We start from the raw sequence: 12673 nt of genomic DNA on the forward strand, positions 1-12673 counted from the left end.
CCAGGCGGGTCCTACTCCCGAGGCGCGGCGGCCACCGTGACGCCGGCGACCGACAGGTCCTCGACGTTCTCCGCCACGTCGGCCCGCAGCACCCCCGTGAACGAGCTGTCCCGGATCGTGATCCCCCGTAGCGGCTGCTCGGGATAGCCCCGCAGCAGGTACGCGCTGCGCGTCCGGTCGCTGCGCAGCCCCGCGACGTTGATGTTGCGGATGAGCGGCGCCTCGTCGCCGTTGTGCCCGTCGCCGTGGTAGAGATCGATCGAGACCGCCTCCTTGGTCAGCTCGCTGATCTCGATGTCCTTGACGAAGACGTTCTCCACGAAGCCGCCGCGCACCGAGTTCGTCTTGATGTAGAGCCCGAAGTACAGGCCGGGCCCGCCCCAGCGGCAGCGGCGGACGAAGACGTTGCGGATCCCGCCGGTCGTGTCCGTGCCGATCGCGACCGAGCCGTACCGGTAACGCATGTCGCAGTCCTCGATCAGCACGTCCTCGCACGGCACCCCGACCCGCCGCCCGTCGGGGCCGCGCCCCGCCTTGATCGCGATGCAGTCGTCGCCCACGTCGAACACGCATCCCGAGATCACCACCGAGCGGCACGACTCGGGGTCGCAGCCGTCGTTGTTGGGGCCGCGCGAGTAGATCGTCACGTTCCTGACCAGGACGTTCTCGCAGCGTACGGGGTGGATCTCCCACATGGGGGAGCGGACGACGCGCACGCCCTCCACCAGCACGCCGCGGCACAGGTACGGCTGGATCAGGTTGGGCCGCAGGTAGTGGCCCGCGCCGAACACCCGCTCCTCGACGGGCACGTTCCGTTCGGCCATCCGCTGCAGCGCGGCCCAGTCCGCGGCCTCGTGCGGCGTGCCCGGCCGCCAGCCGAACTCCGGCGTGCCCACCCACGGCCACCAGTGCTCGGGCCCCGCCCCGCCGTCGAGCGTCCCGGCGCCGGTGATCGCGATGTTCTCCTGGCCGTAGGCGTAGATGAAGGGGGAGTAGTTGTAGCACTCGATGGCCGAGAAGCGGGTGTGGACGGCGGGGAGGTAGTCGGCGGGGTCGGTGCTGAACAGGATCGTCGCGCCCGCCTCCACGTGCAGGTCCACGTTGCTGAGCAGGTGGATGGCGCCGGTGGGGTACGTGCCCGGGGGCACCCGCACGTGCCCGCCGCCCGCTCCATGGCAGGCCTCGATGGCGGCGCGGAACGCCTGCGTGCCCGAGCCGAACTCGGTGACGTCGAACCAGCGGTCGGGGAACTCCGGCGGCCGAACCCGGTCCCGGAGCTCGTCGGCGTACCGCCACGCCTCTTCCTCCGTCATGTCACCTTCCTCATGCGCAGTGCGTGGTAGAGGGGCAGCGCGATCACCCAGGACGGGTTCCACGTGTTCGCCTCGCCCTTGCGCTGCCAGTTGGTCTGGAAGAAACCCTCGCCCTGCTCGCCGGGCGTCTGGAAGCCCCAGTCGCCGGGCTCGCGGCAGATGCCCTGGCCCATGGCGTGCAGGATCGTCTCGGCCCTGGCCGCGTACCGGGGCCTGCCGGTCATCAGGCCGAACTCCATCAGCTCGGAGGTCGGGAAGAACACGTCGAGGTGGTGGTTCTGCACGCTGACCGACGGCCAGCCGCACGCCCTGAACCCGCGCCGCCCGAACGTGCTGCCCGCGTCGAACTCCGGCGACCACACGTAGACGAACGTCAGCAGCCAGTCCGCCGCCGCCTCCGCCCACTGCGCGTACAGGTCGCGGCCGGTGAGCCGGTAGAGCTCGAAGGCGGCCAGGAAGTAGTACATCCCGGCCTCCTTGTCCTCGCCGGAGGCGTCCAGCGTGGCGTGCGCGAACGGCCGCTCGAACGTGGCCGCGTGCAGCCGGTAGTAGCGCCCCAGCACCTCCTCGGCCCGCCGCAGCCACACCCGCTCGCCGCTCAGCCGGTACGCGCCCAGCATGGCCTGGACGCAGGCGATGCCGGCCGCGCTGACCATGGCCGAGAACGGCCGCCCGTCCGGCGTCCAGCCGATCGGGACGATGCCCTCCTGGAGCCTGGTCCGCCAGAAGAAGGCGGCGGCCTCCTCCACGGCCTCCTCCCACGCGGGCGGGACCGGCAGCCCCGCCTCCCTGAAGTGCAGCGCGATCCCGGCCAGGTCGGCGACCGTCTCGCCGTGGGCGCGGCTGGAGACGAAGTCCGCGCCGCCCTTGCGGAAGGTCTCCCACCGGCCGTCGTCGAGCAGGTACCGGCCGTGCCGCAGGCCCGGGGTCCGCGTCCGGCTGCCCTCGACGTAGAAGTCCGCCGCCCGGCGGGTCCGCTCCGGCCGGCCGAGCAGGGCGTCGCACAACGCGAGCTTGAGGCACTGGCCGGTCCAGCCGTACAGGTACGACCGGGGCCGCCCGTGGCGGGTGCCCTCGTAGGCGAGGTAGCCGTGGCCGGTCCAGCGCGCGTCCATGGCGCCCGCCTTGAGCCGGACGATGTCCTCCCGGGCGAGCGGGCGGGCGCCGTCGTCCTCCTGGTGGAGCCGCGTGTGCACGAGCTTCCTGAAGCCGTGGCCGCGCGGCTCGACGGGGCCCCAGTCGAGGGTGTGCCTGGTGGTGATGCTCTCGCCCGGGGCCAGGGTCCGGTAGCCGATCGCGTCGTCCGCGACCTCGGCCTTGCTGACGTAGCAGACGTCGGGCCTGCCGTCGAACATGAGCACGCCGGTCATCGCCGCCACCGTCAGGCCCGGTTGCCTGATGACGCCCAGGGAGTCGTAGGTGACCTTGCCCTCCGCGTCGTGGCGGCGTTCGGGGTGGGCGAAGAGGCTGACGTACCGGCCGGACCAGGCGGCGTTGACGGCGGGGATGGGCAGGCGGTCCTGCTCGCACACGAACCCGCCGCCCGGCTCGACGCGGGGGACCCGGCGGTGGGGGTCGGAGGAGGGGTTGCCGTTGTAGAGGACGCCGGGCATGGTGACGTTCGCGTCGCCGGTGGGGAGGGGGAGCAGGAGGCCCGCCGCCACGTCGGTCACCTCGCGCCCGGAGTCGTTGTGCCAGGTGGCGGTGAGGGTGAGCAGGCCGTCCGGGGTGAAGGCCAGCTCCAGCCGGGCCCCGAGCGGCCCCGTCCGCGCCGTCACCACCAGGGCCTCGCCCCGTTGCGCGAGGTGGACGGAGCCCGGGTGCTCGATCCGCCAGGGGCGGCCGGTGGAGGCGGTGAGCAGGCCGCGCAGCGGCGCCCGCAGGTGCGGGCCGTCCGCGTCGCGGTGGCGTGGCCCCACCTCAGGGTCGTCCGCGTCGCGGTGGCGCAGTCGCACCTCGGGGCCGTCCGCGTCGCGGTGGCGCAGCCGCACCTCGGGGTCGTCCGCGTCGCGGTGGCGCAGTCGCACCTCGGGGCCGCCCTCGCCGGGCACCACCTCGACGACCTTCCCGCCGGGCTCGGTGAGGGCGGCGACGACGCCCGCTGCGACGACGCCCGGTGCGGGCGCCCGCCCGGGTGGCGCCGGCGCGGGCACCCGCCCGGGTGGCGCCGGGGCGGGCGCGCCGTTCGAGGGCGCCGTCATGGGCGCCGCCTGAGGCGGACGGCCTGGGCCCCGGTGGCCGGCAGCGGGACCGTCAGCGTCCCGCCCTCCTGGACCCCCAGCGAGCCGACCGTCATCTCCCACGTGTCGATCACCTCGACCTCGTACCGCCCGGCCGGCACCTCGTACACGCGCTCGGGGAACCGGTGCTCCCCGCAGTACTCCAGGTAGAACTCCCCGGGCACCTCCAGCATCGGCGCGTCCCGATCCCGGTACCGCGCCTGCTCGGGCGTCCCGGCGATCACCTCCCGCAGCAGTCCCAGCCGCGCCACGGCCGCGCCCGCCAGCGTGCCGCCGGCCTCCGACCAGGTCAGCCCCTCGTCGTCGAGGTACGACTCCCCGTGCGTGACGTACCGGCGCCGCACCGACCCGTCCCATGCCTGGGAGACGACCTCCTCGGGGGTCAGGCTGTGCCACGGATCGTCGGAGTCCCCCTCGTACCCGCACATGTCCATGAGCACCGGCTTGTGGTGGTCGCGCGTCCGCACCCAGGCGTCGCGCGGGCTGCGCGCGGCCACGCTGCCGTGCGTGAACGCGCGCCGCCACAGCAGCGGCGAGCCCGCCTCGGCGGTGATCGACAGCGGGTGGTGCCCGGGGTCCTCCTCGGCGACCAGGTCTGCGAGCCGTACCCAGTCGTGTTCCGAAATTTCAGGAAAAGGGGCGGGGTCGGCGGCCAGCGACCACCACACGTTCGCGTGCGCGGCCAGCCGCGGCACCACCTCCGCCACCAGGCGGGCCGCCGCGTCCACGTCCCCGATCCCGTCGGCGGGATGCAGCAGGACCAGCTCGGCCGTCACGCCGATCGCGTCCAGCTCCGCCACCCGCTCCTCCAGCGAGTCCAGCGAGCACCGCGTCGCGAACGCCGCCATCCGCACCCGGTCGAACGGCGACGACTCCAGCGTGGCCAGCGTCCGCGCCCGCCGCTTGGCACCGTGCAGGTGCCAGCCGAGCGCGGTGGTCGCCATCGAAACCATGATCACACCCTTGTCATTCGCAGCGCCAGGTACGGCCGGCCCGGCAGCCCGACGCGCACCCGGTCCCGGTGCACCCCGTCCACCGGGGTGATCGTCATGTTCCAGGCGTCGATCAGCTCCACCTCGTAGACCCCTTCCGGGAGCTCGACGGTCACGCAGGAGGGCCGGCGCCGCCCCAGGTAGCGCAGGTGCACGCCGTCGCGGCGGGCCTCCACGATCTTCCGTAGGAACGCGATCCTGGCCGGACTCTCCCCGTACAGCCCGCCGCCGTTGCCGATCCACGCCCGTTCCTGGAAGCCGGCCAGGCTCTCGCCGTGCCCCACGTAGCCGCCGCGTGTCACGCCCTCCCAGAACCGGTCCACCAGCTCGGCGCCGGTGATGTTGCCCCAGCGTCTGCCGATGTTCCCCTCGTAGGAGATCTCGTCGATCACCACCGGCTTGGGGCAGGCGCGCAGCCACTCGTCCGTCAGCGTGGCGTCCCAGTGCTGGATGCTCTGGTGGGTGATCCACGGCTTGGTGTTGTCGTACAGGGACGCCACCTCGTACATCCGGGTGCCGTTGTGGATGGACCGCAGGTGCTCGTACGGGTCCAGCCGCTGGATCGTGCGCAGAATGTCGTCCCAGTCGCGCACGGTCTTGGCGTGGTTGAAGTCGTACTCGTTGGCGGCCGACCACCACACGTTGCGGTAGGCGGCCAGGCGGGCGATGACGTGGCGCAGGTAGGCGTGGTCGGTCTCCCGGCCCATGTCCTCCACCCCGCGCAGGCCGCCGTCGTACGGGTGGAAGAGGATCACGTCGGCCTCGATCCCGAGGTCCCGCAGGTCGCGGATCCTGGCCTCCAGGTGGCGGAAGAAGACCGGATTGAACCGGTTCTTGTCCAGCCCATCGGGGTCCCGCCCGGCGAACGGCACCTCGGGGGGCGCCATCTGTCCCGTCGGCAGCACGCACATGCGGAGCTTGTTGAACGGCGAGGCCGCCAGCGTCCGCAGCGTCTCGCGCTCGCGCTCCTCGTTCATGTCGTGCGTCCAGTGGTAGCACGTCGTCCCGAACGGCAGGTACGGCGTCCCGTCGGCGTACGCGAAGTCCGTCCCCACGGCCCGCACGGGACCGTGGTTGCCGTTGGAGGCGGGCGTCACCTCGAAGCCGCCCGCGTGCCCGTCCAGCTCGCTCGCGTTGCTGACGGTCGTGAACCGCCACGGACCCACCGCGTCCGGCATGAACCGGACGCGGTAGACACCGTCGCCGTCGTAGAAGCCCTCGGCCTCCACGACGCGATTGCGGTAGCGGTACCGGGCCGACAGGCGCACTTCCGCGAAGGGGTTGCCGCCTGCCGGTCCGGCCAGCTCGATCTCGTGGACGCCCCAGCGCTCCACGGTCGCGGGAGAGGTCACCAGTCCTTCCCGGCGGCGGCCTGCGCCTTGATGTAGGCGGGGATGTCCTCCTGCTCGGAGACGGTCAGCGACTGCTCGGCCGTCATGCCGTCACGCAGCACGTGCTGGCGGAAGACCGAGTACAGCGGCAGGTCCCAGAACTCGGTGTTCTGGTAGTTCGTCACGGTGGCGTTCTCGCCCCAGTACACGGCCGAGGTGTCGATGCCGGCCAGCTCGGGGACGCTCTTGCCGAAGTTCGACACGACGTTGTCGGTCTGCAGGACGGCCTTGATGCCCTGCCTGGACAGCTCGGTCTGGGCCTCCTCCGAGACCAGCCACTTGACGACCTGCAGCGCCTGCTCCTTCTTCGCAGAGGACGGCGGGATGAACGCGGCCCGGGTGTTCGGCTGGTAGATCGCCTTGGAGCCGCGCTTGAGCACCGGGATGGAGGTGACCCCGATGTCGACGTTCTTGGCCTGCTCCTTGAACGACTCCTCGTCCCCGTCCTCGATGAACAGCTCGTTGCCGGCGTACATGTTCAGCCGCGACAGCGTCTCCACCGCCATGGCCAGGTGCCCCGGCCGGCTCATGTCGCCCTTGAAGAAGTCGGTGACGGTGGTGAAGTCGTTGCGCGGGATCTCCAGGAAGCGGTACAGGTTCTCCACGTACTGCTTCCAGCCGTCACCGCTGATGCTGACCTTGACCTCTTCGGGCTTCGGCTCCTCGCTCGTGGTGGGCTGGAACGGGTAGAGGCCGAGCTGGTTGAACTCCAGGTACTGGTCGGGGTGCTGCATGTAGCCCTTGTAGTGGTCCAGGCCGTCGTCCCTGGTCAGCTTCTTGGCCAGCTTGTACGCCTCGTCGTACGTGGTGCCGAGCCTGGGGTACTGCACCCCGAACTTGTCGAAGATCTTCTTGTTGTAGAGCAGCACGTGCTCGTCGATGAACAGCGGCACGCCGTAGATCCCGCCGTCGGAGCGCGACTTGACCAGCTCCACGCTGGCCTTGTTGAGCTTGCCCAGGTCGATGCCGGCTTTCTGGAGGTCGGCGGTGAGGTCGCCGACCCAGCCCATCGGCTCCAGGTCGCGGTCGATGCGGGACTTCGGGTCCTCGATGATGAGGTCGGGGGTGACGCCGGCGCTCTTGAGGTTCTCGTACCGTACGGGGAGGTCCCACGTCGCGTACTTGATCTTGACGCCGGGGAAGGCCGCGCGCAGTTTGTTCCCGATGACCTCGTCGAAGACCCTGGTCCCCTGCCTGTTCCCGTCGATGCTCGACTCGAACGGCTTGTAGTTGGCGGCGAAGATGAACAGCTCGTCGTCACAGACGCTGAACGGCTGGTTGTACTTGTTCGGCACGTCCTTGCACGTCGCGGCAGAGGCGTTCGCGGGGGCGGCGACGAAGGTCAGAGCGAGGGCGAGCAGCGCGAGCCCATGGGTCTTGCGGATCATTCGGTCTCCCCCTTGGAAGGCGTGTAGCTGCACTGGCGCACGACATTCCGCCGGACGCCGTTCTTGAATTCGGTGATCGTGTGTTCGGGCCAGTTCGACAGCAGGCCCACGGCGTCACGGAGGTAGGACTCGTTGAAGACGACGTGCCGGATGTTGTTGCGGTTGTAGGAATAGACCAGGTGGATGAAGCCGTCGCCGCTCTGCGTCAGCACCGGATAGGTGAACTGCGGCCCCGACTGCGCCTCCACGTCGACGGAGTTCTCCCAGGTGCGGCCCTTGTCGGGGGACAGCGACACCCGCATGGGGGAGCGGTGCTCGACCCAGGGGTTGTAGGCCAGCACCAGCTTGCCGTTGTCCAGCTTGAGCGCGGCGATGCGCGAGTTCGGGTTGCCGATGGGCTCGGCCACGGGGGCGCTCCACGTGCGGGCGAAGTCGGTGGACTCGCTCTTGTAGATCGCGCCGTCACCGGTGCGCATGTAGGCGACCAGGCGGCCCGGCTCGACCTCCACGACCGTCGGCTGGATCGAGCTCCTCGCTGTCTTGATCCAGCTCGTGTGCTCCTCCGGGTACGCCTTCCACGAGCTCATGTCCTGGCTGAAGACGTAGAAGCCGGAGCTGGACTCCGCCTCGTCGTAGATCGGCAGCAGCACCTCGCCGTTCGACATGCGGATCGGGTTGGTGCCGACCATCCACCCCCACTCCTTGCGGATGGAGGCCGGCTCGCTCCAGGTGCGGCCGCCGTCGTCCGAGGTGATCAGCCGGATGGGCGCCTGTTCCCAGCCGTGCCCCTCGATCGTCACGAAGAACAGGTAGAGGCGCTTGCCGTCCGACCACAGCACCGGGTTGCCGTCGGCCTTGCCCGGCTCGTCGAACACCACCTCGGGCTTGGACCAGGTCTTCTTGCCCACCGCCAGGCGCGACAGGTAGAGCGCCTGGTTGGGCGCGCCCTCCGAGGTGCCGCCGTAGTAGACGGTCAGGATGTCGCCCGCCGGCGCCTGCGCGATCGCGGCCGCGTGCACCTTGGGCACGTTCGGGTCGGGGGCGGCCACGTCCTGGCGGCAGGCGTACGAGCCGGTCGGCTCCACCCTCACCACGCCGCCGCCGTCGTCGGTGAGGTACGACGGGACGGCCACGGCCACCGCCAACGCGCCGTACAAGATGCTCTGCCTGAATCTCATGGCTGGCCAATCTCCAGATATTTGATGGTTTTCCGCAGGTAGGAAAAGGCGACGTGGAGGCGTCCATCGCCGCCGTCGACGACGCTCGGGTAGGAGTAGCCGAGCTCGTTCTGCCAGTACTCGGGGTCGGCGTCCTGCAGCACCCGCCGGTGCGGCCACCGGGCGCCGCCGTCCTCCGACACCGCGAGGACCAGCGGGGTGCGCAGCGCCTTCCTGCGCCGCTCCCCGTTCTTGGTCACCCATCTGAACTGGTCGCGCTCCAGGCTCGCGTCGTTGTAGACGAGCGCGAGCCGGCCATCCACCCTCGTGAGCTGGACGGAGGAGTCGTTGTTCGGCAGGTCGGTCCGTTCGGGAGCCGACCACGTACGGCCGTCGGCGGAGGACGAGGCGTGGATGCGGCCCGCCCTCCGGTCCCTGAACAGCGCGAGCAGCCGGCCGTCCGGCCGCCGCGCGATCGTCATCTGCACCAGGTCGCGGCTGCCGGGGACCGGGTGCTCGGTCCACGTGCGCCCGCCGTCCGCGCTGACCTCGACGACGCTGCGGTCACCGCAGGCCCCGCAGTGGTAGGCGGGCAGCAGCCAGGTGCCGTCGTCCAGGATCAGCGGCGGGTGCCGCACGAAGATCCCCGGCTCGGCGAGCAGCACCCGGGGTACGCTCCACGTGCGTCCGGCGTCCGCCGAGGTCCTGGCCACGACGTGCGCGCTCTTCTGGTCGTAAGGCTCGCTGGAGGTGTGCAGCAGCCAGAGCAGCCCGTCCGCCTCGAACAGCACCGGGTTCTGCTCGCTGCGCTCCGGGTCGGCGGCGATCACCTGGGGCGGTTCCCAGCGGTCGCCGGCCAGCCGCGACAGCACGACGTCCGTGCCGGGGTGGCCCTCCTCGGGGCCGCTGAACCAGGTGCACAGCAGGTCGCCGCCCTGGGTGCGCAGCAGGTTGGCCGCGTGGTTGTCCGGGCCGTGCGGCGCGGGCAGCAGCGCCTCGCGCACGCCCGGAAGGTCCGGTGACGGCCGGATGACGCCGTCGAAGCGAGGGTCGCTCATGCCTTCACCTCCCGTACGTCGGGGTCCGGCACGCCGCGCAGCTCCAGCTCCTCGGCCAGGTGGCAGGCCACCCGGCGGCCCCCGACCGCGCGCAGCGGCGGCGGCTCCGTACGGCAGGTGTCCCCGGCGTACACGCAGCGCGGGTGGAACGGGCAGCCCGGCGGCACGTGCGCAGGGTCGGCGATGTCGCCGAGCAGCTTGATCCGCTCCCGGTGCCGCTTGGCCGCCGGGTCCGGGTCGGGCACCGCCGACAGCAGCGCCTCGGTGTACGGGTGCAGCGGCCGCGTGTACAGCTCCTCGGTGGGGCCCTGCTCGACGACCTTGCCGAGATACATGACCGCGACCACGTCCGAGACGTGCTCGACGATGCCCAGGTCGTGGCTGACGAACAGGTAGGCCAGGCCCGACTCCTCCCGCAGGTCCGTCAGCAGGTTCAGGATCTGGGCGCGGACCGACACGTCCAGCGCGCTCACGGCCTCGTCGGCCACCACCAGCCGGGGCGACAGGGCCAGCGCCCGCGCGATCCCGACGCGCTGGCGCTCGCCGCCGCTGAAGGCGTGCGGGTAGCGGTTGGCGTACTCGGGGCGCAGGCCCACCCGGTCGAGCAGCTCGCCGACGCGCTCGTCGATCTCGTCCTTGGAGCCGTACCTGTGGGCCCGCATCGGCTCGCCGATGATCTCGCGTAGCGTCTTGCGCGGGTTGAGCGAGGAGTGCGGGTCCTGGAAGATCATCCGTACCTGCGCCCGGTACGGCTTGAGCTCCTTCTCCCTCAGCCCCGCCACGTCGATGACCGAGCCGTCCGGCTGCCGGTAGAGCATGCGCCCGCCGGTCGGGTCGTGCGCCCGCACGATGCACCGGCCGAGCGTGGTCTTGCCGCAGCCGGACTCGCCGACCAGGCCGAGCGTGCTGCCCGGCGCGATGGCCAGGTCGACCTCGTCCACCGCCTTCACCGCGCCCACCTGGCGGCCCAGCAGCCCGCTGCGGATCGGGAAGTGCTTGGTCAGCCCCTCGATGCTGAGCAGGGGTTCCGTGCTCACGCTTCCTCCTCGTAGAGCAGGCAGGAGACCTCGCGGTCGGCCATGGGGACCCGGCGCGGCAGCACGACGTCGCACTTCCCGGCCACGACGGAGTCGCAGCGCGGGTGGAACGGGCAGCCGTCCGGCCGCGCGTACGGCGGGGGCACCATGCCCTTGATCGCCGTCAGGCGGGTCCGCGAGGCCCGCCCGAGCCGGGGCATCGAGCGCAGCAGCGCCCGCGTGTACGGATGCCGGGGCGCGGCCAGCACCTGCTCGGCCGCCCCGTACTCCACGACCCGGCCCAGGTACATGACCGCCATGCTGTCGGCCACCTGCGCGGCCACTCCCAGGTCGTGCGTGATCAGCATGATGGCCATGCCGAAGTCCGCCTGCAGGTCCCGCAGCAGCTCCAGGATCTGCGCCTGGGTGGTCACGTCCAGCGCCGTCGTCGGCTCGTCGGCGATGAGCAGGCTCGGCCGGCACGACAGCGCCATGGCGATCATCGCGCGCTGCCGCATCCCGCCGCTCAGCTCGAACGGGTACGCGTCCACCCGGCGCTGCGGCATGGGGATGCCGACCCGGTCGAGCATCTCGATCGCGCGTTTGCGGGCGGCGGCCTTGCCGACGTTCTCGTGCAGCCGGACCGCCTCGACGATCTGGCTGCCGATCGTGTGCACCAGGCTCAGCGACGCCATCGGCTCCTGGAACACCATCGCGATGTCCCGCCACCTGACCTGCCGCAGCAGCCTGCGGTCCGCGCCGACCAGCTCGACGGGGCCGCCCTCGCGGTGCAGCGTGATCCGCCCGCCCTCGATGTGGCCCGGCGGGTCCACCAGGCGCAGGATCGAGCGGGCCATGACGCTCTTCCCGCAGCCGGACTCGCCGACGATGGCCAGCGTCTCGCCCTTGCGCACCCGCAGGTCCACGCCGTCCACCGCGCACACGACGCCGTCGTCGAGCAGGAAGTGGGTACGCAGGTCCTGGATCTCAAGCAGCACGTCGTCTGCGGCCACGCCGGATCCTCCTGTTCCCGTAAGGATCGGCGGCGTCCCGCAAGCCGTCGCCGAAGAAGTTCATGGCCACCACGACCACCACCACCGCGACGCCCGGCGCCAGCAGCCAGGGCGCGTTCGCGACCACGCGGACGTTCTGGGCGCCCTCCAGCAGCACGCCCCAGCTCACCGCCGGCGCCTGCAGGCCGAGCCCGAGGAAGCTCAGGCTCGTCTCGCCGAGGATCATGCTCGGGATGGCCAGCGACAGCGACGCGATGATGTGGCTGGCGAACGACGGGATCATGTGCCGGAAGATGATCGACAGCCGGCCCACGCCGTCCAGCCGGGCGGCCATGACGAAGTCCTCCTCGCGCAGCGACAGGAAGCGGCCGCGCACGTCCCTCGCCAGCCCGGTCCACCCGATCAGCGACAGGATCACCGTGATGGCGAAATACCTGGTCAGCGGCCCCCAGTCGGTCGGGAGCGCGGCCGAGAGCGCCATCCAGAGCGGCAGCGTCGGGATCGCGATCAGGAACTCGATGACCCGCTGCACGGCGTTGTCCACGCCGCCCCCGAAATATCCGGATATGCCGCCTATGAGCATGCCGAGTAAGAAGCTGGCCGCGACCCCCACCAGGCCGATCGACAGCGACACCCGGGCCCCGTGGATGAGCCTGGACAGCAGGTCGCGCCCGTTCTGGTCGGAGCCCAGCAGGAAGACCGGATCGCCCTTGGTGACCGGGCCGATCAGGTGGAGGTCCGACGGGATCAGGCCCAGCAGCTCGTACTCGTCGCCGTGCACGAACAGCCCGACGTCGATCCGCCGGCCGGGGTCCTCGGTGTAGCGCTGCTCGTACGTCTTCGGGTCCCGCTCGGTGCGGTAGCCGTGCACGTACAGGCCGAGGTCGCCCGAGAAGCGCAGCACCTGCGGCGGCGCGTACGTCATCGACGTGTTCGCGGTCGCGCTGGACATCGGCGCGAAGAACTCCGCGAAGATCGCCACGAAATACACCGGCACCAGGATGGCCATCCCGGCCAGCGCGAGCCGGTGCCTGCGGAACTGCCGCCACATCAGCCGCCACTGCGGCAGCGTTCCCACTTCCTTGGTCGGTCGCCTGAGGAACAT

10 protein-coding genes are annotated in these 12673 nt (G+C 71.1%); all 10 read right to left on the reverse strand.

The window, feature by feature from the left end:
• Positions 1 to 11: 11 nt before the first annotated feature.
• Genes HD596_RS28160 through HD596_RS28205 form a run of 10 tightly spaced genes read right to left on the reverse strand, consistent with a single transcriptional unit; the run spans position 12 to position 12673 of the window.
• The gene (locus HD596_RS28160; RefSeq protein WP_185072322.1) at positions 12 to 1313 is read right to left on the reverse strand and encodes a glycoside hydrolase family 28 protein; all 1302 of its coding nucleotides are present in this window, start codon (positions 1311 to 1313) and stop codon (positions 12 to 14) included.
• Positions 1310 to 3514, reverse strand: coding sequence for a hypothetical protein (locus HD596_RS28165; RefSeq protein WP_221519548.1), 2205 nt, complete (start codon positions 3512 to 3514; stop codon positions 1310 to 1312). The genes HD596_RS28160 and HD596_RS28165 overlap by 4 nt, the downstream gene beginning before the upstream one ends.
• Positions 3511 to 4497, reverse strand: a complete 987-nt coding sequence (locus HD596_RS28170) for a DUF5605 domain-containing protein (protein WP_185072323.1) — start codon at positions 4495 to 4497, stop codon at positions 3511 to 3513. The genes HD596_RS28165 and HD596_RS28170 overlap by 4 nt, the downstream gene beginning before the upstream one ends.
• An 11-nt stretch (positions 4498 to 4508) precedes the next feature.
• On the reverse strand, positions 4509 to 5897 hold the full coding sequence (locus HD596_RS28175; RefSeq protein ID WP_221519549.1) for a DUF5060 domain-containing protein: 1389 nt from the start codon (positions 5895 to 5897) through the stop codon (positions 4509 to 4511).
• Positions 5894 to 7324, reverse strand: a complete 1431-nt coding sequence (locus HD596_RS28180) for an ABC transporter substrate-binding protein (RefSeq protein ID WP_185072324.1) — start codon at positions 7322 to 7324, stop codon at positions 5894 to 5896. The genes HD596_RS28175 and HD596_RS28180 overlap by 4 nt, the downstream gene beginning before the upstream one ends.
• Complete coding sequence (locus HD596_RS28185) at positions 7321 to 8502, reverse strand: sialidase family protein (RefSeq protein WP_185072325.1); 1182 nt, start codon at positions 8500 to 8502, stop codon at positions 7321 to 7323. The genes HD596_RS28180 and HD596_RS28185 overlap by 4 nt, the downstream gene beginning before the upstream one ends.
• Positions 8499 to 9539: a sialidase family protein gene (locus tag HD596_RS28190; RefSeq protein WP_185072326.1), complete on the reverse strand. Its 1041-nt coding sequence runs from the start codon at positions 9537 to 9539 to the stop codon at positions 8499 to 8501. Before HD596_RS28190 ends, HD596_RS28185 begins: the two co-directional genes overlap by 4 nt.
• Positions 9536 to 10576: an ABC transporter ATP-binding protein gene (locus HD596_RS28195; protein ID WP_313044851.1), complete on the reverse strand. Its 1041-nt coding sequence runs from the start codon at positions 10574 to 10576 to the stop codon at positions 9536 to 9538. Before HD596_RS28195 ends, HD596_RS28190 begins: the two co-directional genes overlap by 4 nt.
• Positions 10573 to 11568, reverse strand: coding sequence for an ABC transporter ATP-binding protein (locus HD596_RS28200; protein WP_185072327.1), 996 nt, complete (start codon positions 11566 to 11568; stop codon positions 10573 to 10575). The genes HD596_RS28195 and HD596_RS28200 overlap by 4 nt, the downstream gene beginning before the upstream one ends.
• Positions 11543 to 12673, reverse strand: coding sequence for an ABC transporter permease (locus HD596_RS28205; protein ID WP_185072328.1), 1131 nt, complete (start codon positions 12671 to 12673; stop codon positions 11543 to 11545). The genes HD596_RS28200 and HD596_RS28205 overlap by 26 nt, the downstream gene beginning before the upstream one ends.

It is taken from the genome of Nonomuraea jabiensis (genome assembly GCF_014204795.1).
GTDB classification, from domain to species: domain Bacteria; phylum Actinomycetota; class Actinomycetes; order Streptosporangiales; family Streptosporangiaceae; genus Nonomuraea; species Nonomuraea jabiensis.